A 22,007-nucleotide genomic window follows, 5' to 3' on the forward strand; every position below is an offset into this window, starting at 1 on the left:
GACAAGGCGTTGGCTTGACCTAGGCCAAAAGATAGCATGGACCGAGTCCTCCTCCCCGAACAGTGATGGATCATGACATGACCCTCGAGATCACCGGCAGCTCGGCCGCGGACATCGCCGCGAGCGTTCGCGCCCTCGTCGAGCGCGGTGCCCTGCGTCCGGGCGACGCGCTGCCCCCCGTGCGAAACCTCGCCGACGACCTCGGCGTCAACCGCAACACCGCGGTCGCGGCGTACCGCCAGCTCACGACGGCGGGCGTCGTCGTCACGCGCGGCCGCGGCGGAACGCGCGTCGCCGACCGCTCCGCGGTCGCCCAGGAGGGCTTCGCCGCCGACAGCGTGCTCCGCGACGTCGCGACCGGCAACCCCGATCCCGACCTCATCCCCGACCCGTCGCGTGCACTCGCGGGCATGGCCGGCCGGCCCGTGCTCTACGGCGAGCCGGTCATCGACCCGGGCCTCGAGCGCTGGGCCCGCGATTGGGTGGGCGCCGACCTCGCTCCATCCGATGTCCGGCTCACGATCACCAGCGGCGCGGCCGACGCCGTCGAGCGGCTCCTCGCGCAGGCGCTCGTCCGGGAGGACGCCGTCGCACTCGAGGATCCGTGCTTCCTCACGAGCATCCACACCGTCCGGATGGGCGGATACCGCCCGGTTCCCGTCCAGGTGGACGAGGAGGGCATGACCGTCGCGGGACTCCGTGCGGCCCTCGACCAGGGCGTGCGCGCCGTCGTGTGCACCCCCCGCGCGCAGAACCCGACGGGCGCGAGCCTCTCGGAACGCCGCGCCGGGGAGCTGCGCGCCGTGCTGCGCGACCACCCGTACGTCCTCGTCATCGAGGACGACCACTTCTCCATGCTCTCGCGGAGCCCGTACCGTTCTCTGATCGGACCCGAGCACCGGCGATGGGCGCTGGTGCGCTCGGTGTCGAAGTTCCTCGGCCCCGACATGTGCCTCGCGGTCACCGCGTCCGACCCCGACACCGCCGACCGCCTCGCGATGCGGCTCACCCCGGGCACGACGTGGGTGAGCCACCTCCTGCAGCGACTGACGCTCGCGCTCGTGACCGACCCCGACGTGACCGCCGGGATCGCGGCGGCCGGTGCGCGATACGCCGCTCGGAACGACGCGTTCGCCGCCCGCCTCACGGAGCTCGGCCTGCCCACGACCGCCGGCGACGGCCTCAACCTCTGGGTCGCACTGCCGGTGCCGGCCCGCGACGTGTCGGAGCAGTTGATGCGCCGCGGCTGGCTCGCCCGGGCGGGCGACGAGTTCGCGCTCGCCGACGCCCCGTCGTCACGCCGCCTGCGGCTCACGGTGCACGACCTCTCCGACGTCGACGCCGAGCGGCTCGTCGTCGACATCGCCGCCTCGGTCCGCGCGGCGGGCTGGCGGCCGACGCCGGCGGGGATGGAATGATCGAGGGGTGAAGGTCCTCTCGATCCAGTCCGCGGTCGCCTACGGCCACGTCGGCAACTCCGCCGCCGTCTTCCCGCTCCAGCGCATCGGCGTCGAGGTGATGCCGGTGTACACGGTCAACTTCTCCAACCACACGGGGTACGGGGCATGGCGCGGCCCGCTGATCAGCCCGGACGACGTGCGCGAGGTCATCGCGGGCATCGAGGACCGCGGCGCCTTCCCGCACGTCGACGTCGTCCTCTCCGGCTACCAGGGTTCGGAGGGCATCGCCGACGTCATCCTCGACGCGGTCGCCCGCATCAAGGCCGCGAACCCCGATGCGATCTACTCCTGCGACCCGGTGATGGGCAACGCGAAGAGCGGATGCTTCGTCGCCCCGGCGATCCCGGTGCTCCTGCGCGACCGCGTGGTGCCGGCCGCCGACCTCATCACGCCGAACCAGTTCGAACTCGGCTACCTCACCGGCACCGAACCCGACTCGCTGGAGTCGACGCTGGAGTCGGTCGACCTCGCTCGCGCGTCGGGGCCGCGGACCGTGCTCGTCACGAGCGTCGAGCGTCCCGACCGCGAGGAGGGCACGATCGAGATGCTGGCGGTCGACGATCGGGGTGCGTGGATCGTTCGGACTCCCCTGCTCCCGATGAAGGCGAACGGCTCCGGGGACGTCACGGCGGCGCTCTTCTCCGCGCACTACCGCCGCACGGGCGACGCAGCCGAGGCGCTGGCCCGTACGGCCTCGAGCGTCTTCGACCTGCTGGCGAACACCCACGAGTCCGGTGCGCGCGAACTGCGGCTCGTCGAGTCCCAGGAGTCGTACGCGAATCCGCGGATGCAGTTCGAGGTGCGGCAGGTCCGCTGAGCTCCGCTCAGCGCGGCCAGGCCTCCGCGATCTCCTCGCGCACCTCGCCGAGCAGGCGCGGGAGCGCCTTGGTGCCGGCGATGATCGGGAAGAAGTTCGCGTCGAGCGCCCACCGCGGAACGATGTGCTGGTGCAGGTGCCCGGCGATGCCGGCGCCCGCGATGCGTCCCTGGTTCATGCCGATGTTGAACCCGTCGCAGCGGGAGACCTGCTTCACGGTGCGCATCGCGACCTGCGTGAGCTCGCCGATCTCGGCGACCTCCTCGGGCGAGGCCTCGTCGTACGTCGCGATGTGCCGGTACGGGCAGACCAGCAGGTGCCCGCTGTTGTACGGGTACAGGTTGAGCAGCACGTAGGCGTGCTCGCCGCGCGCGACGATGAGGGACTGCTCGTCGCTCAACTCGGGCGCGCGGCAGAACGGGCAGGCGTGCTCGTCTGGCTGCTGGCCGTGCTGGATGTAGACCATCCGATGCGGGGTCCAGAGGCGCTGGAACGCGTCGGGCACTCCGGCGAGGTCGGCCGCGTCATCCGTCGGCACGCGGTCGAACTCGTCGGGCTGGTACGCGCGCGTCATACGAAGAGGTCGTCCCGGGTGCTGATCTGACGGCGATCGGCGATCGCCTCGTGGATGCGGCGCTCGGCGTCCGCGATGGGCACACCGTTCTCCTGGGTGCCGTCGCGGAAGCGGAAGCTCACGGTCTCGGCCGTCCGGTCGTTCTCGCCGGCGATGAGCTGGATCGGCACCTTCTGCTTGGTGTGGGTGCGGATCTTCTTCTGCATGCGGTCGTCGCTGGCGTCGAGCTCGGTGCGCACGCCCGAGCCCGCGAGCTGGGTCAGGATGCCGCCGAGGTAGGGCGCGTACTCGTCGGCCACCGGGATGCCGACGACCTGCACCGGCGAGAGCCACAGCGGGAAGGCGCCGGCGTAGTGCTCGGTGAGCACGCCGAAGAAGCGCTCGATCGAGCCGAACTTCGCCGAGTGGATCATGACGGGCTGCTGGTGGGTGCCGTCGGCCGCCGTGTACTCGAGGCCGAAGCCCTCGGGCTGGTTGAAGTCGTACTGGATCGTCGACATCTGCCAGGTCCGGCCGATCGCGTCGCGCGCCTGCACCGAGATCTTCGGGCCGTAGAACGCGGCGCCGCCCGGGTCGGGCACGAGTTCGAGCCCCGAGCGCTCGGCGACGTCGCGCAGCACGTTCGTCGCGACCTCCCACTGCTCGTCGGTGCCCTTGAACTTGTCGGAGTTCGCGTCGCGGGTCGAGAGCTCGAGGTAGAAGTCGTCGAGGCCGAAGTCGCGCAGCAGCCCGAGCACGAAGTCCAGCAGGTGCTCGATCTCGGCGGGCGCCTGCTCGGGCGTGACGTAGCTGTGCGAGTCGTCCTGGGTGAGGCCGCGCACGCGCGTGAGGCCCTGCACGACGCCCGACTTCTCGTAGCGGTAGACCGTGCCGAACTCGAAGAACCGCAGCGGGAGTTCGCGGTACGAGCGCCCGCGCGAGCGGTAGATGAGGTTCTGCATGGGGCAGTTCATCGCCTTGAGGTAGTACTCGCTGTTCTCGAGCTCCATCGGCGGGAACATCGTGTCCTTGTAGTAGGGCAGGTGCCCGGACAGCTCGAAGACGTGGGCCTTCGTGATGTGCGGGGTCGAGACGTACTGGAAGCCCTCCTCGATGTGCCGACGGCGGACGTAGTCCTCCATCTCGCGCTTGATGACGCCGCCCTTCGGGTGGAAGACGGGCAGGCCCGAGCCGATCTCGTCGGGGAAGCTGAACAGGTCGAGCTCGAGGCCGAGCTTGCGGTGATCGCGGCGGGCGGCCTCCTCGAGGCGGTGCTGGTACGCGCGCAGCTCGTCCTTCGTCGGCCAGGCGGTGCCGTAGATGCGCTGCAGCTGCGGGTTCTTCTCGGACCCGCGCCAGTAGGCGGCCGCGACGCGCATGAGCGCCCAGCCGTTGCCGATCATGCGCGTGTTCGGCAGGTGCGGACCGCGGCAGAGGTCCTTCCACGCCACCTCGCCCGACTTCGGGTCGACGTTGTCGTAGATGGTGAGCTCGGCGCCGCCGACCTCGACGGACTCGTTGTCGTCCTGGCCGCCCTCGCCGCCCGTGGTGTGGCCCTTGAGCCCGATGAGTTCGAGCTTGTAGGGCTCGGCGGAGAGCTCCGCGCGCGCCTCCTCGTCGGTGACGACGCGGCGGACGAAGCGCTGCCCCGAGCGGATGATGCGCGCCATCTCCTTGTCGAGCACCTTGAGGTCCTCGGGCGTGAACGGCTCGGCGACGTCGAAGTCGTAGTAGAAGCCGTCGGTGACGGGCGGCCCGATGCCGAGCTTCGCGTCGGGGTTGACCTTCTGCACCGCCTGCGCGAGCACGTGCGCCGTCGAGTGGCGGAGGATCGCGAGCCCGTCGGGCGAGTCGATCGTGACCGGTTCGACGACGTCGGCGTCGGTCACCGTCGCCGCGAGGTCCTTGAGCTCGCCGTTGACGCGCATCGCGACAACGGAACGATCGGTGAAGAGCTCGAAGCCGTCGGCCAAGTGGATCCACTCCCCTGCTGTATGAGACGCAACCACTCAACTGTAGTCGCGCGGCGCGCGGGGATCGCACCGAGCGCAGGACCCCGCGTGGGACGGACGCGCGTAGAGCGGTGCGGTGGGTCGCGACGGCTCGGACTCGGGCCGGGCCTCGTGGCGCGAGCTCAAACGCGCTGGCAACCGAGGACGCCGCCGAACCGACGACACGCCGCCCGCACGGAAGTGCCCCGTTCGGGTGCTGGCGGTGCTCGAGCCCGTCCGATACGCCTGTGTCAACGGCGGACCGGCTGGGGGGCCGGGTGCCAAGAAGGGGGATTCGACATGTCTATCAGGATGCGCGGTGCCGTCGGGCTCATCGCCGCGGCGGTCCTCATGACCGGGGTGATCATGGGCGCTGCCCTCCCGGCGCAGGCGGGCAGCGGCGACTCCGGCGCGAGCGCGAGCGCCGACCCGGCCGCGCCGGACGACCAGTCGCGATCCGAGTCCGATGCGGACGCGCAGGCTGCAGCCGCAGCGGCGGCTGCCGCGAGCGTCGGCGCCGGATCCGAGGCGGTCTTCGTACCGGTGACGCCGTGCCGCATCATCGACACCCGCGCCGGGGGCGGGAAGCTGGCCGCGAACTCGACGCGCACGTTCTACGTCGCCGGTACGACGGGATTCGCCCCTCAGGGCGGCACGAGCGGTGGGTGCGGCGTTCCCGGCAGCGCGACGGCCGTCAGCATCTCGCTGACGACCACGCAGGCTTCCGGAAAGGGTCGCCTGACCGCGTTCCCGGCAGGCGTGTCGGCACCGAACTCGACGCTGCTGTCGTACACCTCTTCAGCGAACGTGTCATCCAGCTCGTCGGTGGCCCTGACCACCGGAGCGGGCAAGGACATGGCGATCCGGAACTTCAACGCGTCGACCCACCTCGTCGCCGACGTGCTGGGGTACTGGGCGCCGCAGTCGCACGCGTACGTTTCCTCCACCGGCGATCTCCTCATCGGATCTCGTGTCGTCTCGTCGACCAAGGTCGGGACGGGCCACTACGTGGTGACGTTCGACACGGACGTCACGACGTGCAGCAGCGTCGGCGGGTCCGACTACGCGTCGCGGATGGTCTCGAGCTATCACTTCGGCGGCGACACGATCGACGTCTTCGTGTACGACCAGAATGGAGCACAGGTCGACTACTGGTTCTACCTGTTGGTCATGTGCTGACGGACGAGCGTACCGACGCGGATCGCGCGCGACCCGCGTCGGCACGCTCGCGCCTGTCCGGGCCTGAGCACCTGATGGCGAGCCGTCATGGGTTCACCGGTCCAGCGATCGACGCGGCTCACGGGCCCCCTCTCGAGATTCGGTGAGGCACGTCCGCTGATGTCTGCGCGGCTTGCGCGCGTACGGCGCAAGCGAGGCGCCGCGGCTGTCACGGCTTGCACGCCGTTGCGCGCTGCATTGCAAGAACTCAGCATTTTCCGGACATTTCCTCGCAGCCCGTTGTGATGGTCTGGCGGAGCCGCATAGCCTCGCACCACTCGGGGCGCCGTGAGGCCCCCGCCGTGCCCGCAGACGTGCACCACGAGAGGAAACGAGTCGACGATGACGCGTCCCACCAGCCAGGTTCCCCCGCCGCCGCGCGGCCTGCTCCGAATCGCGGGCCGCGCCCGGTTCGCCCTCGCCGCGACCGCCGCAGTGGCCGTCGGCGCCGCCGTGCTCGGTCCCGCGCCCGCTTCGGCCGCTCCCGAACCCGTCGTCACGCGGGCCGCACTCGACCCGGCGCTCGTCGCGGGCCGCGGCGCCGACGTGCCCTTCCTCGAGCAGGAGGCCGAGCACGCGTCGACGAACGGAGAGGTGATCGGCCCCGACCGCACCGCCTACACGATCGAGGCCGAGGCATCCGGCCGGTCGGCGGTGCGCCTCGACCCCGGCGAGTACGTCGAGTTCACGCTCCCGGCGGCCGCGAACGCGATCACCGTGCGCTACAGCATCCCGGATGCGCCCGGCGGCGGCGGGATCACCGCCCCGCTCGAGGTCGCCGTCGACGGCGGCGAACCGTCGACCATGACGCTCACGTCGGAGTACTCGTGGCTGTACAACCAGTACCCGTTCACCAACGACTCCGACGCGGGACTCCTCCATCCGGACTGGTGGGTCACCGAGTGCGGCTGCGTCCCCGGCGAGGGATACGAGGTCGAGACGCCGTTCCGGCCGATGCACTTCTACGACGAGCAGCGGATGCTCCTCGGCGAGACGGTCGCCGCGGGCTCGGTCATCCGCCTCACCGCGCCGCAGGGCACGGATGCCGCGTGGACCGTCATCGACCTCCTCGACTCGGAACTCGTCGCACCGCCAGCGGAGCAGCCCGACGATTCGGTCAGCGTCGTGAAGTTCGGGGCCGACCCCGACGGCGTGCGCGATTCCGCCCCGGCGTTCCGAACCGCCGTCCGATGGGCGCAGCGGCACGGGGTCGAGGTGTTCATCCCCGCAGGCGACTTCCGCGTCAGCGAGCATCTCATCGTCGACGACGTCACGATCCGCGGAGCCGGCAACTGGCACTCGGTCGTGTTCGGCGTGGAGGTCGCGCTGAAGAAGCCGACCGCCGACGGATCCGTGCACACCGGCGTCGGCTTCTACGGCAGGGATGCCGCCGCCGGCGGCAGCTCGAACGTGCACCTGTCCGACTTCGCCATCCGAGGCGACGTCCGCGAGCGCATCGACACCGACCAGGTCAACGGCGTCGGCGGCGCGATGAGCGACTCGACGATCGAGCGCCTGCACATCGAGCACACGAAGGTCGGGCTCTGGTTCGACGGGCCGATGGACGGCGTCGTCGTCCGCGACAACGTGATCGTCGACCAGGTCGCCGACGGCCTGAACTTCCACACCGGGGTGACCGGTTCCGTCGCGGAGGGCAACTTCGTCCGCAACACCGGCGACGACGGCCTCGCGATGTGGTCGGAGGGCGTCACGAACGCCGGCAACGCCTTCGCCCGCAACACCGTGCAGACCCCGACGCTCGCGAACGGCATCGCGATCTACGGCGGCGCCGACACCACCGTCGAAGGCAACCTCGTGGCAGACCCGATCCGGGAGGGCAGCGCGCTGCACGCCGGCTCCCGTTTCGGTGCCGAGCCGTTCACGGGCTCGCTCGACTTCACGGACAACACCACCGTGCGCGCCGGTACGTTCGAGTTGAACTGGAACATCGGGCTCGGTGCGATCTGGCTCTACGCACTCGACCGCTCGATCGACCGGGCCGATGTCCGGATCACGGGCGACCACTACCTCGACAACACGTACAACGCGATCATGCTCGTCTCGGACTGGCCCGTGAAGGACCAGGTCTCGATCGAGAACGTGCACGTCGCCGACGTGCGCGTCGACGGCACGGGCACGTCGGTGCTGAGCGCCCGCGTCGCGGGGTCGGCGTCGTTCGAGGACGTGGACGCTCGCAATGTCGGCGCCGTCGGCATCAACAACTGCGGGACGTTCCACTTCACGCCCGCCGGCTCGGAGTTCGAGGTCGTCGACCTCGGCGGCAACGACTCGAGCGGCGCGAACACCACCGGCCCGTGGCTCGCACCGTGGGAGCTGCCGAACACGATCACGTGCGACGACCGTCCGCCCGTGGTCGCGCCGCCCGCACCATCCGCGTGGTGATCGGGTCAGGGCGCGGAACCGCGCGCCCCGACCCTCGCCCGTCCTCGCCGCCGGCATCCCCCGAACGGGACGTTGCGGCGCGGATCCCGCGACTGCCACGCTCCACTCGAGGCGAGCACATCGAGCTTTCCTCGGAACGGAGCGAGCAATGAAGCGAACATCCGTCCTCTCCGCGACCGTCGTCGCGGCACTCCTCGTCGTCACGGGCGGCGCCACGGCCATGGCGCACGACGTCGAGGTGCCCGACCTGCCGGTCGGGGCGCTCCTGCCCGACGTCATCGAGGAGGTCCCGCACCACCTCCAGATCCAGAACACCCAGCAGCGCGAATCGCTGCGGTTCTCCACGACCCACATCAACGTCGGCGAGGGCAACCTCCAGATCCGAGGCGGCGGGCAGGTCGAGCCGTGCGAGATCGACGGCGAAGTGTACGAGGAGTGCACGATCGCGACGCAGGAGATCCTCGATGCGGACGGCGACATCGTCGCCACGCACGATGCCGGCGCCGCCGTCTACCACCCGCAGCACAACCACTGGCACCAGTCGGCCGTGGCGCTGTTCGACATCCGGAGCCCCGGCCCCGGCGACGATCCGAGCGACCCCGCGGCGATGAGCATGGTCTGGTCGGAGGGCGTGAAGATCACGTTCTGCTTCGTGGACATCGAGTTCATCGGCGAGACCGGATCGCTGAAGAAGGACAAGCCGCGTACGTACTTCGAGTGCAACGGCGACCTGCAGGGACTCGCGTCGTGGTGGGCCGACTCGTACCACCAGTCGACCCCGCTGCAGGAACTCGACGTAACGGATCTCCCGGACGGCGAGTACTACCTCACGCACCTCGCCGATCCGGACGACCACTGGATCGAGGCCGACGAGACCAACAACTTCACCTGGGTGAAGTTCCGGCTCACGAGGACGAGTGCGAACGCGAAGGTCGAGGTGCTCGACCATTCGCCGTGCGTTCCCGAGGTGATCTGCGGATTCGGCGGCAACCCCTGAACCACACCCGGACACGACGAAGGCCCCGGCTGCTGCCGGGGCCTTCGTGCTGGTGGGCGATACTGGGATCGAACCAGTGACCTCTTCCGTGTCAGGGAAGCGCGCTACCGCTGCGCCAATCGCCCGGGGTGTGAGTGAGTTCCAGGAACTCGTCTCGAGGTGGATACGGGATTCGAACCCGTGTATACGGCTTTGCAGGCCGCTGCCTCGCCTCTCGGCCAATCCACCGTTGCTTGGGTTCACCACCAAAGAACAAACCGGCTCTCGCCGGCTTGGTCAGAGCGGATGACGAGACTCGAACTCGCGACCCTCACCTTGGCAAGGTGATGCGCTACCAACTGCGCCACATCCGCGTTGTCGCTGTTTCGGCGACAGAGAGACTCTAACCGATCCCGTGAACGAATGACAAACTGACACCCCCTCACCGAGGGTTCCGGCCGGTCACAGGCCCAATCGAGGCGCGCATCCCGGGCGTGTCGTGGCGGTGGACGGTCCCGCCAACACCTCGGTCGAGCACGGCCCCGGCGCCCGTTCCCGCCGCTCTGCTGCGCTCGCCGCGACCGCCGCGCGCCGATGTGCACTCGACCCGCTGCGTGGGCTAGTATCGACTCCGCGGCCACGATCAGATCGGGTCCGCGAATCCCAGATGGGCGATTGGCGCAGCTGGTAGCGCGCTTCCTTCACACGGAAGAGGTCGTCGGTTCGAGCCCGGCATCGCCCACCACGACGAAACGCCCCCGGTCCCCCGGGGGCGTTCCTCGTTTCGGCGGGCGCGACCCTAGCCCCACCCGTACCGCGCAGCGAGGGCGTCCACGACGCGACGGTACCGCTCGACGTCGAGCGAGGCCGCCTCACGACGCATGCCGTCCGCATGCACGAGGAAGACGCGGTCGATCCGCGCCCAGCTCGGCCGCCCCTCGCCGTCCCACGCGCCCGGGCCGACCGCGACGGCGTGGGCGTTCCCGTCCTGCGGCCTGCTCGTGAGCTGCACGGCCAGGAAGCGCCCCTCGGTGCCCGCCGCCACGACGACCACGGGCCGATCCTTGCCCCGGCCGTCTCGTTCCTCGTAGGGCACCCAGGTCCAGACGACCTCGCCCGGGTCCGGCTCGCCGTCCCGCTCCGGCGTGTAGGCGAACCGCACGCGACGGATGCCGGCGGGATCCAGTTCGACCGTCGCCGACGGCCCGGTACGCCCGGGCCACTCCTCGTCGTCGGCATGCTGCTGCGAGGCGGCATCCGTCACCGTCGGCGCAGGTCGGGCGGGGCGTCCGGCGGGCGACGTCGGGAACGGGCGGATGACACGCCGGAGGGCGGTGAGGAAGCGGTGGGTGTCAGGCACACCCGCACACTAGCCTCACCGCCCTCGCGGTGATTGCAGGGATCAGACGGACTCGAGCTTGTAGCCCTCTTCGCCGTGGACGATCGTGTCGATGCCCGCCAGCTCGTCCTCGTTCTTCACGCGGAAGCCCATGGTCTTCTCGATGGCGAAGCCGACCACGAAGGCGACGATGAACGAGTAGAGCAGGACGCCGATGGCGGCGATCGCCTGGACGGCCAGCTGGCCCGCGTCGCCACCGACGAAGAGGCCGGTGCCGGTCGCGAAGAAGCCGAGGTAGAGGGTACCGATGAGGCCGCCGACCAGGTGGATGCCCACGACGTCGAGCGAGTCGTCGAAGCCCCACTTGAACTTCAGCTCGATCGCGATGGCGCAGACTGCACCCGCGACGACGCCGAGGACCGTCGCCCAGCCCGGGGTCAGGTTGGCACAGGCCGGGGTGATCGCGACGAGACCCGCGACGGCGCCCGAGGCGGCACCGACCGACGTCGGCTTGCCGTCCTTGATCTTCTCCACGATGAGCCAGGCGAGGATGGACGCGGCGGTCGCGACGAGCGTGTTGACGGCGATGAGGCCGACGCCGGGCATGCCCTCGGCGAGGAACTCCGCGCCCGCGTTGAAGCCGAACCAGCCGAACCACAGGATCGAAGCGCCGAGCAGGGTCAGCGGCACGTTGTGCGGCTTGTCCATGCCCTTCTGGAAGCCGACGCGCTTGCCGAGGACCAGGGCGAGCGCGAGCGCGGCCGCACCGGCGTTGATGTGCACCGCGGTTCCACCGGCGTAGTCGATGACGCCCGGGAGGCCGAGGGTGTCGCCGAGCGAGAGGATCCAGCCGCCGCCCCAGACCCAGGCCGCGACCGGGAAGTAGACGAGGGTGGCCCAGATGCCTGCGAAGATCATCCACGCACCGAACTTCGCGCGGTCCGCGATGGCGCCCGAGATGAGCGCGACGGTGATGATGGCGAAGGTCGCGCCGAAGATCACGCCGAGCAGGTCGCCGTTCGCCGACTCACCGCCGGCGAGGCCCGAGAGGCCGAAGTCGGAGAACGGGTTGCCCGAGAACTCCCAGGCACTGCCGACCGCGCTCATGTTGAAGCCGTACAGCACCCACAGGACGCTGATCAGTCCCATTGCGCCGAAGCTCATCATCATCATGCTGACGACGCTCTTCGCCTTGACCAGGCCGCCGTAGAAGAACGCGACGCCCGGCGTCATGAAGAGCACGAGCGCGGATGCCGTGACGGCCCACGCGATGTTGCCGCTATCCATAGGTAATCCTCACACCTCTTGGTTTGCAGGGGACGTACCGCGAGGGGGATGAGACTGGGGCTCGTCTCGAGGTACGTCGTTCAGAATGGTGCGAGAAGGTTTCGACGACGGGGCACGCTGCGTTTCGCAACGGTTACGGATTCGCCCTGAATGTAACGAGCGTGTTTCCGGATGCCGCGACGAGCCTCCGAAAGAACCGCCGAGGACTTGTGCGGCTCGCCCGCCTGCGGCTCAGTCGTGCGGCGGGAGCTCGCCCGTGGTGAGCGCGATCATGCGCGACATCGAGCGCAGGTACTTCTTGCGGTACCCGCCCGACAGCATGTCCCCGCCGAACACCTCGTCGAGCGCCAGGCCGCTGGCCAGGATGGGCACCTCGGCGTCGTAGACGCGGTCGATGAACGCGACGAGGCGGAGCGCGGCGTTCTGGTCGGTGAGCTCGCGGACCCCGGTGAGCGCGATGAACTCGAGCCCCTCGATGAGCTTGATGTACTTCGACGGGTGCACCGTCGACAGGTGCGCGAGGAGGTCGTCGAACCCGTCGAGGGAGACGCGATGGCCCCGGGAGGCGAGCGTCGCCGCCGCGTGCTCCACGGCCGCGTCGTCGGCGAGCGACTCGGCGTGCCCCTCGGTGTCGCGGCGGCGGTAGTCGAGGCCGTCGATGCGCAGCGTCTCGAAGTTCGACGACAGCGCGTGGATCTCGCGGAGGAAGTCGGCCGCCGCGAACCGGCCCTCGCCGAGCGCGTTCGGCGGCGTGTTGCTCGTCGCCGCCACGCGGGTGCCGCCCGCCATGAGCTCGCCGAGGAATCGGGTCATGAGCATGGTGTCGCCCGGGTCGTCGAGCTCGAACTCGTCGATGCAGACCAGCCTGGCGCCGCGGAGCAGTTCGACCGCCTGTGCGTACCCGAGGGCGCCGACGAGCGCCGTGTACTCGATGAACGTGCCGAAGTACTTCGGCCCGTGCGCGACGTGCCAGAGCGCGGCGAGCAGGTGGGTCTTGCCGACGCCGAAGCCGCCGTCGAGGTACACGCCGGGCAGTTCGATGCGGGCCGGGCGCTTCCGGGAGAAGAACCCGCCGGGCCGCTGCGCGGCCCGCCATGCCCCGGCGAACGCATTGAGCCGATCGAGCGCGGCCTGCTGCGACGGGAAGTCGTGGTCGGGCCGGTACGACTCGAACGACGCGTGCTCGAACTGCGGCGGGGGCACCAACTCGGAGGCGATCTCCGCCCCGGTGATCGACGGGTGGCGGTCGACGAGTCGCTCGAGGGCGGATGCCGCGGCAGTGGTCATCGGCGTGGGATCTCCTGTTGCACCTCGTGACGGGCGCGGTGAGAACGACCGGCATGACGCGTAGATTCGTGGTGGACGGGTCACCAGCCTAGTCCGCTCCCCGATCCGCCTCGCCCGACCGGGCGACCACTGGAGGTTCCCCATGTCCGTCGAGTTCGACCCCGCCGCCAAGCTGGCCGAGTACGCCCACCCCGAGCGGCTCGTCACCACGGACTGGCTCGCCGAACGCCTCGGGCAGCCCGGACTCGTCGTGGTCGAATCCGACGAGGACGTCCTGCTCTACGAGGTCGGCCACATCCCGACCGCGGTGAAGGTCGACTGGCACACCGAGCTGAACGACCCCGTGGTGCGCGACTACCTCTCCGGCGAGCAGTTCGCCGAGCTGCTCTCCGCGAAGGGCATCGCGCGCGACGACACGGTCGTGATCTACGGCGACAAGAACAACTGGTGGGCCGCCTACGCACTCTGGGTCTTCACGCTCTTCGGGCATGAGGACGTGAGGCTCCTCGACGGCGGGCGCGACAAGTGGATCGCCGAGGGCCGCCCGCTGACCACCGACGTGCCCGAGCGCGAGGCGGTCGAGTACCCGGTCGTCGAACGCGACGACACCGTCATCCGCGCCTTCAAGGAGGACGTGCTCGCCCACTTCGGCAATCCGCTCATCGATGTCCGCTCGCCCGAGGAGTACACGGGCGAGCGCACGCACATGCCCGCCTACCCGGAGGAGGGCGCGCTGCGGGGCGGTCACATCCCGACCGCGGCATCCGTGCCCTGGGCCCGCGCCGCCGCGGAGGACGGCACGTTCCGCACGCGCGCCGAACTCGACGCGATCTACCGCGATGAGGTCGGGCTGCAGGAGGGCGATGACGTCATCGCCTACTGCCGGATCGGCGAGCGGTCGAGCCACACCTGGTTCGTCCTCACCCACCTGCTCGGGTTCGAGGGGGTCCGCAACTACGACGGATCGTGGACCGAGTGGGGCAGCGCCGTGCGCGTCCCGATCGCCACCGGCCCCGAGCGCGGCGAGGCGCCCACCCGCTAGGACGGCGTCCCGGCGTCGGATGGGAGAATGGGTGCGATGGATGCCACGACCCTTCCCCCGGCGCTCGCCGAGACGCGCGAGGACTTCCTCGCGCTCGGCGTGAAGGACCGCCTGACCCTGCTGCTCGACTTCTCGAACGGGCTGCCCGAGCTTCCCGAGCGCTACCGCGACCACCCCGACCTGCTCGAGCGCGTCGAGGAGTGCCAGTCGCCCGTCTACGTCTTCGTCGAGGTCGATGCGGAGGGCCTCGTGCACATGCACGCGACCGCTCCGGCGGAGGCGCCCACCACGCGTGGCTTCGCCTCGATCCTCGCGCAGGGCATCGAGGGGCTCACCCCCGACGAGGTGTTCGCGATCCCCGCCGACTACCCGCAGTCGCTCGGGCTGGGCGAGGCCGTCTCGCCGCTCCGGGTGCGCGGCATGTCGGGCATGCTCGCGCGCGCGAAGCGCCAGCTCACCGAGCGCATCTCGGCCTGACCGATCCCCCGGCGACGGCAGTCGACCGTCGCCCGCGAGCGTGCGCGCTCAGCGCCCGGCGAGCCAGTCGTGCAGCAGCATCGTCCAGCGGGCCGGATCGTGGTTCCACAGCTTGGTATGGCGGGCACCCTCGAACACCTCGAACTGCACGAGGTCGGAACGCACCTCCGCGAGCCGGCGCGACCCGTCGATCGGGACGAAGCCGTCGTCCTCGCTGTGCATGAGCAGGATCGGCACATGCAGCTCGTCCGCGCGGGCGACCGCGTCGAGCGCCTCGAGGTCGATCGGCGCGGCGAGACCGGTCAGGGTGCCGGCGAGCGGGGCGCTGAGCACGCGCGCGACCGCGCCGCCGAGCTCGGCCGGCAGCCCGAGCGCACGGCCCTGGAAGCGCAGGATGTCAGGCCAGTCGACCGCCGGCGATTCGAGCACCACGCCGACGAGGTGCTCGCGGACCTCGTCGGAGCGCAGCACGGTCTGCAACGCGATCGAACCGCCCATCGACCAGCCCATGAGGACGACCCGGAGGGCGCCGCGCTCCACGGCGTACCGCACCGCGGCGACGACGTCCTCCCACTCCGTGCCGCCGAGCCCGTACCGACGGTCCTCGCTCGCCGGCGCCTCGCCGTCGTTGCGGTACGAGACGAGCAGCGACGACCACCCCGCCCGGGTCGCCGGCTCGACCGCCCGCAGGCCCTCGTGGCGCTTGGCACCGCGGCCGTGGACGACGATGAGCCACTCCGCCGACGGCGCGCCCGAGGCATCCGTCGCCGGCACGAACCAGGCCGGGGCGGGGCCGAGCGGGGTCGGCACGACGACGTTCTCGTATCGCTCGGCCACCTCCCACGGGCCGAGGTGGACCCACCCGCTGATGCGCCCGCGCGCGGCGCGGTCCAGCCGGCCGAACTCGACCGACTCCACGACGCGACGGACCCGGTGTCCGTCGTCGTGCAGCACGTCGCCCACGCGCGCGTAGCCCGAGTCGTGCTCGAACCAGAGACCGTACCGTCCGCGCATCCGCGCCTCCTCGGCGCCCGAGAGCACCACCTCGCCGGCCGCGAGGTCGACCCGCTCGATGCGGAGGTCGTCCTCGCGATCCGGCTCGGGCGTCACCACGCGGCGCGCGAAGACGATCGCCGTCGCGGCGGTCGCCGCCACGAACGCGGCGCCCACGATGGCGAGGCCGCCGAGCACCGCGCCGATCGGTCCCATCGTGCGCTCGAGCCTCGACATCCCGCCTCCTGTTCGTCGCCGACGTGCATCGCCCGGGGTACAGGCGCTCGCGCGGCGCGCCGCCACCGACCCCCGCGATCGAGACTCTAGTCTGCTCACGTGTCCGACTCGGCGACCACGCCTCCCCCTGAGTTCGCCGCAGCGCTGGAGTCGCTGCGGGCAGCGACACCGCGAGCGGAACTGCGCGTGTCGGAGATCGCCGCGCCCTCGTCGCTGGCACCGTGGGCCGTCGCACTCGCGGCGGACCTGATCCCCGGGCGCCACGCGGAGGACTCCGACCTCGGGACCGGCCGCTTCGTGCTCCTGCACGACCCGTCGGAGCCCGAGTCGTGGGGCGGCCGTTTCCGGGTCGTGTGCTTCGCGCAGGCCCCGCTCGAGACCGACATCGGCGTCGACCCGTTCCTCGCGGACGTCGCGTGGTCGTGGCTCGTCGACGCGCTCGACGCGCGCGGTGCGCGGTACGTGGCCGCCTCGGGGACCGTCACGAAGATCCTCTCGACGGGGTACGGCGAGCTCGCGCGGCAGGGCGACGGCGCCGAGCTCGAACTGCGCGCGTCGTGGACCCCGCTCGATGCCGCGATCGCTCCGCATGTGGAAGGGTGGAGTGAGTTGCTGTGCATGCTGGCCGGCCTGCCTCCGAGCTCGGAGGGGGTGACGGCCCTTCCCACACGGAGGAGGAGACGTGGCTGACGAGTTCCACGTGATCGACTCCCTCGAGGCCTACGACGACGCGGTCGCGGCCATCGCGGGGGGCGTGGGTCCGGTCGCCGTCGACGCCGAGCGGGCGAGCGGGTTCCGCTACTCGCAGCGCGCGTACCTGATCCAGCTGTTCCGGCGAGACGCCGGGACGTTCCTGTTCGACCCCACGATGGTGGGCGACTTCTCGAGCCTGCAGGGCGCGATCCGCGACGAGGAGTGGGTGCTGCACGCGGCCAGCCAGGACCTCGCGTGCCTGCGCGAGGTCGGACTCGACCCGAGCGGGATCTTCGATACCGAGCTCGCGGCGCGACTACTCGGGATGCCGCGGGTCGGCCTGGCCTCCGTGGTCGAGGAACTCCTCGGCATCCGCCTCGCCAAGGAGCACTCCGCGGCCGACTGGTCCACGCGCCCGCTCCCCCAGTCGTGGCTGCGCTACGCCGCGCTCGATGTCGAGCTCCTCGTCGACGTCCGGGACCGGCTCGCCGAGCGCCTCGTCGACGCGGGCAAGGAGGAGATCGCGCGCCAGGAGTTCGACGCGACCGTCCATCGCGCCGCCAAGCCCCCGGCCGCCGAGCCGTGGCGCCGCCTGAGCGGCATCCACGCCCTGCGATCGCCGCGCAATCTCGCGGTCGCGCGTGCGCTCTGGCACGCCCGTGACGACCTCGCGGCGGAGACGGATGTGGCGCCCGGACGCCTCGTGCCGGACGCCTCGCTCCTCGCGGTCGCGAAGACCCTCCCCGAGTCCAAGCGGGCGCTCGCCGACCTCAAGGCCTTCAACGGTCGCGCGAGCCGCACCGAGATCGACCGGTGGTGGGCGGCCATCGAGGACGCGAAGACCGCCGAACCGCCCGCCTCGCGCGTGCCGAGCGATGCGCCTCCGCCGCCGAGGGCCTGGGCCTCGCGGAACCCGGAGGCGGATGCCCGGCTCCGACTGGCGAAGGCGGCCGTCGGCGAGGTGGCCGAGGAGATCGGCATGCCGGTCGAGAACCTGCTGACGCCCGACCACCTGCGGCGGCTGGCGTGGCATCCGCCGGCCGACGCGGACCCGGAGGCGATCGGCGCCGCACTCGCGGAGCTCGGTGCACGGCCGTGGCAGATTGCCGCTACCTCACAGATAATCGCAACCGCGTTTGTGCAGGCCGCACAATCGCTCGAAGACGCCGCACACGACGCTTCGTAGGAACCGGCAACCGATTCCGGCCGCCGCGCGGCGCGTTCCTAGGATCGGGTGATCCTCCATTCGAAAGGGAGCTGCAGCGTGGCTGAACGAGCTGACGTCGTGTTCGTCGACGGGGTCCGTACCCCCTTCGGCAAGGCCGGCGAAAAGGGCATGTACTGGAACACCCGGGCCGATGACCTCGTGGTGAAGGCGATCGTGGGGCTCCTCGAGCGCAACCCGAACGCGCCCAAGGACCAGATCGACGACGTGGCCATCGCGGCCACCACCCAGACGGGCGACCAGGGACTCACGATCGGCCGGAGCGCCGCGATCCTCGCGGGCCTGCCGAAGTCGGTCCCCGGATTCGCGATCGACCGCATGTGCGCCGGGGCCATGACCTCGGTGGCGATGCTCGCCGGGTCGATCGGCTACGGCCAGTACCGTCTCGCCATCGGCGGCGGCGTCGAGCACATGGGCCACCACCCGATGGGCTCGGGCGTCGACCCGAACCCCCGCTTCGTCGCCGAGAAGATGGTCTCGGAGGACGCGCTCGTGATGGGCGCCACCGCCGAGCGCATCCACGACCGCTTCCCGCACCTCACCAAGGAGCGTGCCGACCGCTACGCGATGGGCAGCCAGCAGAAGACGGCTGCGGCCTACGAGTCCGGGAAGATCCAGCAGGACCTCGTCCCCGTCGCCATCCGCTCCGGCGAGGGCTGGGGCATGGCCACGCGCGACGAGGTCATGCGCCCCGAGACCACCCTCGAGGGCCTCGCGAGCCTGAAGACGCCGTTCCGCCCGCACGGTCGCGTGACCGCGGGCAACGCGTCCGGGCTGAACGACGGCGCCACGGCCGCCCTCCTGGCGAGCGGCGACGCCGCCAAGGAGTACGGCCTGAACGTGAAGATGAAGCTCGTGAGCTACGCCTTCGCGGGCGTCGACCCGGCCATCATGGGCATCGGCCCCGTGCCGGCGACCGAGAAGGCACTCCGCATCGCGGGCCTCACCATGGACGACATCGGCATCCTCGAGGTGAACGAGGCGTTCGCCGTGCAGGTGCTCTCGCTGCTCGACCACTACGGCATCGACGACGACGATCCGCGCGTGAACCCCTGGGGCGGCGCGATCGCCGTCGGCCACCCGCTGGCCTCGTCGGGCGTGCGCCTGATGAACCAGCTCGCCAGCCAGTTCGCCGAGCGCCCCGACGTGCGCTACGGCATCACGACCATGTGCGTCGGCCTCGGCCAGGGCGGAACGATGGTCTGGGAGAACCCGAACTACTCGCGCAGGGCCGCGAAGAAGGCCTGAGGGACGAGGCGATGACCGACTACACGAAGATCGATTTCACCGAGCTCGCGGGCATGTTCGACGACGAGGTCGTCACGCACTCCTACGTGCGCGACATCCCCCTGTCGGCGGGCCGCGTTCTCGCGCTCGTGACGCTCGACAACGGCCGCGACCACACGCGCCCGAACACCCTCGGGCCGAACACGCTCCTCGAGTACGCCGCGGCGCTCGACGGGCTGACCGCTCGCGCCGCCGCCGGCGAGATCCACGCGGTCGCGGTGACGGGCAAGCCGTTCATCCTCGCCGCGGGCGCCGACCTCTCGAAGGTGTCGCAGCTCCCGAGCCGCGAGGCGGGCCTGCGCATCGCGCAGCTCGGCCACCACGCGCTGGGCAAGCTCGCCACGGTGGGCGTGCCGTCGTTCGCCTTCATCAACGGGCTCGCGCTCGGCGGCGGCACCGAGATCGGCCTGCACGCCGACTACCGGACCGTCGACGCCTCGCTGCCGGCACTCGCGCTGCCCGAGGTGTTCCTCGGCATGATCCCCGGCTGGGGCGGCGCGACCATCCTGCCGAACCTCATCGGCATCGAGAACGCGCTGAAGCTCGTCGTCGAGAACCCGCTGAAGCAGAACCGCACGATCAAGGCCCCCGAGGTGCTCGAGCTCGGCATCGCCGACGTGATGTTCCCCTCGGTGAACTACCTCGAGGACTCGATCCGCTGGGCCGACGACGTGATCTCGGGGCGCGTGAAGGTGAAGCGCCCGAACGAGCCCGGCAAGGTCGAGCGCCTCGTCAAGTGGGATGCCGCGATCGCCATCGCGAAGAAGATGCTGCAGAGCCGCATCGGCAGCGTGCCCAAGTCGCCGTACGCCGCGCTCGAGCTCCTGAAGGCCGCGAAGTCCGGCACCCGCGAGGAGGGCTTCGCGCGCGAGGACGAGATGCTCGCGGACCTCGTCGCGGGCGACCAGTTCCACGCGTCGATCTACGCATTCAACCTCGTGCAGAAGCGCGCGAAGAAGCCGGCCGGAGCCCCCGACAAGGCGCTGGCGAAGCCGATCACCAAGGTCGGCGTGCTCGGCGCCGGCTACATGGCCAGCCAGTTCGCGCTGCTCTTCCTCCGCCGCCTCCAGGTGCCGGTGATCATCACCGACCTCGACCAGGAGCGCGTCGACAAGGGCGTCGCCTACATCACCGGCGAGATCGACACCCTGCTCGGCAAGGGTCGCATCTCGCCCGACGAGGCCAACCGGCTCAAGGCGCTCGTACACGGCACGACCGACAAGTCGGAGTTCGCGGACTGCGACTGGGTCATCGAGGCCGTCTTCGAGGAGCTCTCGATCAAGCAGGACGTGTTCGCCGAGATCGAGAAGGTCGTCTCCCCCGAAGCCGTCCTGGCGACGAACACCTCGTCGCTCTCGGTCGAGCAGATCGGCGCGAAGCTCGAGCACCCCGAGCGGGTCGTCGGCTTCCACTTCTTCACGCCGGTGGCGGTCATGCCGCTCATCGAGGTCGTGAAGACGACGAAGACGGATGACGCGACGCTCTCGACCGCGATGGTCACCGCCGCGAAGCTCAGGAAGAACGCCGTGATCACGGCGGACACCCCGGGCTTCGTCGTGAACCGCCTCCTCGCGGTGCTCCTCGGCGAGGCGATGCGCGCGGTCGACGAGGGCACGTCCTTCGAGACGGTCGACCAGGCCATGGCGCCGCTCGGGCTCCCGATGGCCCCTTCGGCGCTGCTGGACCTCGTTGGCCTCAAGGTCGGTGCGCACGTGCTCGACACCCACCACGAGGCATTCCCGGACCGGTTCTACCGTTCGGAGAACCTGCACAAGCTGGCCGACTACGGCACGCTGCTCGAGAAGGACGACAAGGGCAAGGTCAAGGGCTTCGACAAGGGCGCCCTGAAGATCGTGTCCGGCGGCGCCAACCCGTCGACGCCCGAGGAGATCCTCACCCGCCTGCAGGACGGGCTCGCCCGCGAGGCGAAGCTCATGCTCGACGGCGAGGTCGTCGCGGCGGCCGAGGACATCGACCTCTGCATGATCCTCGGCGCCGGCTTCCCGTTCCAGATGGGCGGCCTGACGCCCTACCTCGACCGGGTCGGCGCGTCCGCGCGCGTCTTCGGCGACACCTTCCACCACCCGCCGGTCCGGGGCGTCGACGCCTGACCCCCGACTGATCCGCCGAGCGGCCCCCGATGCGATGTCGGGGGCCGTTCGTATGCTCGGGGTCGTGACGGGCATCCAGTACTACGTGGCCGCGACCCTCGACGGGTTCATCGCCGACGAGCACGACGGGCTCGAGTGGCTCCTCCAGTTCGGCATGGAGGACTTCAGCGACCACTACGAGCGCTTCTTCGCGTCGGTCGGGTCGCTCGTGCTCGGTGCGACGACGTACGAGTGGGTGCTCCGCGAGGGCGGCGGCTGGCCCTACGGCGAGCTGCCGACGTGGGTCCTCACGCACCGGAAGCTGGAGGTGCCCGAGGGCGCCGACATCCGCTTCGCCGAGGGCGACGTCGCCCAGGTGGCGGATGCCGCGGCGGCGGCCGCGGGCGAGCGGAACGTGTGGGTCGTCGGCGGCGGGCCGGTCGCCGCCCAGTTCCTCGCGGCCGGGCGGCTCGACGAGCTGCACGTGACCTACATGCCGGTCGCGCTCGGGCGCGGTCGACCGCTGCTGCCGGTCTCGGAGGTCACGCCGGTGCTCACGTTGACCGGGGTCACCCGGCTCGGCGACGCGGTCGAGCACGTCTACCGCATCGGCTGACCGCGGCGACGCTCCG

Annotated in this window: 18 protein-coding genes and 4 tRNA genes; 13 read left to right on the forward strand and 9 right to left on the reverse strand. The window is 70.6% G+C overall.

The window, feature by feature from the left end; translation table 11 throughout:
• The first annotated feature begins 77 nt into the window (after positions 1-77).
• A complete protein-coding gene (locus ABME02_RS05305) occupies positions 78-1,418 on the forward strand; it encodes an aminotransferase class I/II-fold pyridoxal phosphate-dependent enzyme (protein WP_353814226.1) in 1,341 nt (446 codons plus the stop codon).
• Between the two features lie 7 nt (positions 1,419-1,425).
• Positions 1,426-2,277: a pyridoxal kinase PdxY gene (gene pdxY, locus ABME02_RS05310; RefSeq protein ID WP_353814227.1), complete on the forward strand. Its 852-nt coding sequence runs from the start codon at positions 1,426-1,428 to the stop codon at positions 2,275-2,277.
• A 7-nt stretch (positions 2,278-2,284) separates the two neighbouring features.
• Here pdxY and ABME02_RS05315 read toward each other — a convergent pair whose 3' ends face one another.
• Positions 2,285-2,851, reverse strand: a complete 567-nt coding sequence (locus ABME02_RS05315) for an HIT family protein (protein WP_353814229.1) — start codon at positions 2,849-2,851, stop codon at positions 2,285-2,287.
• Positions 2,848-4,758, reverse strand: coding sequence for a threonine--tRNA ligase (gene thrS, locus ABME02_RS05320; protein WP_353814407.1), 1,911 nt, complete (start codon positions 4,756-4,758; stop codon positions 2,848-2,850). Before thrS ends, ABME02_RS05315 begins: the two co-directional genes overlap by 4 nt.
• 363 nt (positions 4,759-5,121) lie before the next feature.
• Here thrS and ABME02_RS05325 point away from each other — a divergent pair, with 363 nt between their 5' ends.
• The 3 genes from ABME02_RS05325 to ABME02_RS05335 all read left to right on the forward strand — a co-directional run bounded on the left by ABME02_RS05325 (position 5,122) and on the right by ABME02_RS05335 (position 9,439).
• On the forward strand, positions 5,122-6,000 hold the full coding sequence (locus ABME02_RS05325) for a hypothetical protein (protein WP_353814230.1): 879 nt from the start codon (positions 5,122-5,124) through the stop codon (positions 5,998-6,000).
• 381 nt (positions 6,001-6,381) lie between these two features.
• On the forward strand, positions 6,382-8,442 hold the full coding sequence (locus ABME02_RS05330) for a glycosyl hydrolase family 28-related protein (protein ID WP_353814231.1): 2,061 nt from the start codon (positions 6,382-6,384) through the stop codon (positions 8,440-8,442).
• Between the two features lie 148 nt (positions 8,443-8,590).
• Positions 8,591-9,439, forward strand: a complete 849-nt coding sequence (locus ABME02_RS05335; protein WP_353814232.1) for a lysyl oxidase family protein — start codon at positions 8,591-8,593, stop codon at positions 9,437-9,439.
• Positions 9,440-9,489: 50 nt separating this feature from the next.
• Here the strand turns inward: ABME02_RS05335 and ABME02_RS05340 are convergent.
• From ABME02_RS05340 to ABME02_RS05350, 3 genes are all read right to left on the reverse strand, one after another.
• Positions 9,490-9,564: transfer RNA gene (locus ABME02_RS05340), tRNA-Val, on the reverse strand.
• A 32-nt stretch (positions 9,565-9,596) separates the two neighbouring features.
• Positions 9,597-9,667 (reverse strand) — tRNA-Cys (locus ABME02_RS05345).
• Positions 9,668-9,719: 52 nt separating this feature from the next.
• Positions 9,720-9,792, reverse strand: a tRNA-Gly gene (locus ABME02_RS05350).
• A 295-nt stretch (positions 9,793-10,087) separates the two neighbouring features.
• Between ABME02_RS05350 and ABME02_RS05355 the strand changes: the two genes are divergently transcribed.
• Positions 10,088-10,163: transfer RNA gene (locus ABME02_RS05355), tRNA-Val, on the forward strand.
• Positions 10,164-10,217: 54 nt separating this feature from the next.
• Here the strand turns inward: ABME02_RS05355 and ABME02_RS05360 are convergent.
• The 3 genes from ABME02_RS05360 to zapE all read right to left on the reverse strand — a co-directional run bounded on the left by ABME02_RS05360 (position 10,218) and on the right by zapE (position 13,331).
• Positions 10,218-10,778, reverse strand: a complete 561-nt coding sequence (locus ABME02_RS05360) for a type II toxin-antitoxin system PemK/MazF family toxin (RefSeq protein WP_353814233.1) — start codon at positions 10,776-10,778, stop codon at positions 10,218-10,220.
• 42 nt (positions 10,779-10,820) lie between these two features.
• The gene (locus ABME02_RS05365; RefSeq protein ID WP_353814234.1) at positions 10,821-12,044 is read right to left on the reverse strand and encodes an ammonium transporter; all 1,224 of its coding nucleotides are present in this window, start codon (positions 12,042-12,044) and stop codon (positions 10,821-10,823) included.
• A 231-nt stretch (positions 12,045-12,275) separates the two neighbouring features.
• Complete coding sequence (zapE, locus tag ABME02_RS05370) at positions 12,276-13,331, reverse strand: cell division protein ZapE (RefSeq protein ID WP_353814235.1); 1,056 nt, start codon at positions 13,329-13,331, stop codon at positions 12,276-12,278.
• A gap of 142 nt (positions 13,332-13,473) precedes the next feature.
• Here zapE and ABME02_RS05375 point away from each other — a divergent pair, with 142 nt between their 5' ends.
• Positions 13,474-14,373 carry a sulfurtransferase gene (locus ABME02_RS05375; RefSeq protein ID WP_353814236.1) on the forward strand — a complete coding sequence of 300 codons (900 nt, stop codon included), beginning with the start codon at positions 13,474-13,476 and terminating at the stop codon, positions 14,371-14,373.
• 36 nt (positions 14,374-14,409) lie between these two features.
• Positions 14,410-14,850 carry a SufE family protein gene (locus ABME02_RS05380; protein WP_353814237.1) on the forward strand — a complete coding sequence of 147 codons (441 nt, stop codon included), beginning with the start codon at positions 14,410-14,412 and terminating at the stop codon, positions 14,848-14,850.
• 48 nt (positions 14,851-14,898) lie between these two features.
• Here the strand turns inward: ABME02_RS05380 and ABME02_RS05385 are convergent, their stop codons facing one another.
• Complete coding sequence (locus tag ABME02_RS05385) at positions 14,899-16,080, reverse strand: alpha/beta hydrolase family protein (protein ID WP_353814238.1); 1,182 nt, start codon at positions 16,078-16,080, stop codon at positions 14,899-14,901.
• A gap of 99 nt (positions 16,081-16,179) precedes the next feature.
• Between ABME02_RS05385 and ABME02_RS05390 the strand changes: the two genes are divergently transcribed.
• From ABME02_RS05390 to ABME02_RS05410, 5 genes are all read left to right on the forward strand, one after another.
• Positions 16,180-16,770, forward strand: a complete 591-nt coding sequence (locus ABME02_RS05390) for a DUF3000 domain-containing protein (RefSeq protein ID WP_353814239.1) — start codon at positions 16,180-16,182, stop codon at positions 16,768-16,770.
• Entirely contained in the window at positions 16,763-17,959 is a 1,197-nt protein-coding gene (locus tag ABME02_RS05395; protein ID WP_353814240.1) for a ribonuclease D, read from the forward strand. The genes ABME02_RS05390 and ABME02_RS05395 overlap by 8 nt, the downstream gene beginning before the upstream one ends.
• A 78-nt stretch (positions 17,960-18,037) precedes the next feature.
• Positions 18,038-19,246 (forward strand): thiolase family protein, encoded by a 1,209-nt coding sequence (locus tag ABME02_RS05400; RefSeq protein ID WP_353814241.1) that lies wholly within the window; start codon positions 18,038-18,040, stop codon positions 19,244-19,246.
• An 11-nt stretch (positions 19,247-19,257) separates the two neighbouring features.
• Positions 19,258-21,396, forward strand: coding sequence for a 3-hydroxyacyl-CoA dehydrogenase NAD-binding domain-containing protein (locus tag ABME02_RS05405; RefSeq protein ID WP_353814242.1), 2,139 nt, complete (start codon positions 19,258-19,260; stop codon positions 21,394-21,396).
• 64 nt (positions 21,397-21,460) lie between these two features.
• The gene (locus tag ABME02_RS05410) at positions 21,461-21,991 is read left to right on the forward strand and encodes a dihydrofolate reductase family protein (RefSeq protein ID WP_353814243.1); all 531 of its coding nucleotides are present in this window, start codon (positions 21,461-21,463) and stop codon (positions 21,989-21,991) included.
• Positions 21,992-22,007 lie beyond the last annotated feature (16 nt).

It is taken from the genome of Agromyces zhanjiangensis, from assembly GCF_040496055.1.
Taxonomy (GTDB): Bacteria; Actinomycetota; Actinomycetes; order Actinomycetales; family Microbacteriaceae; genus Agromyces; species Agromyces zhanjiangensis.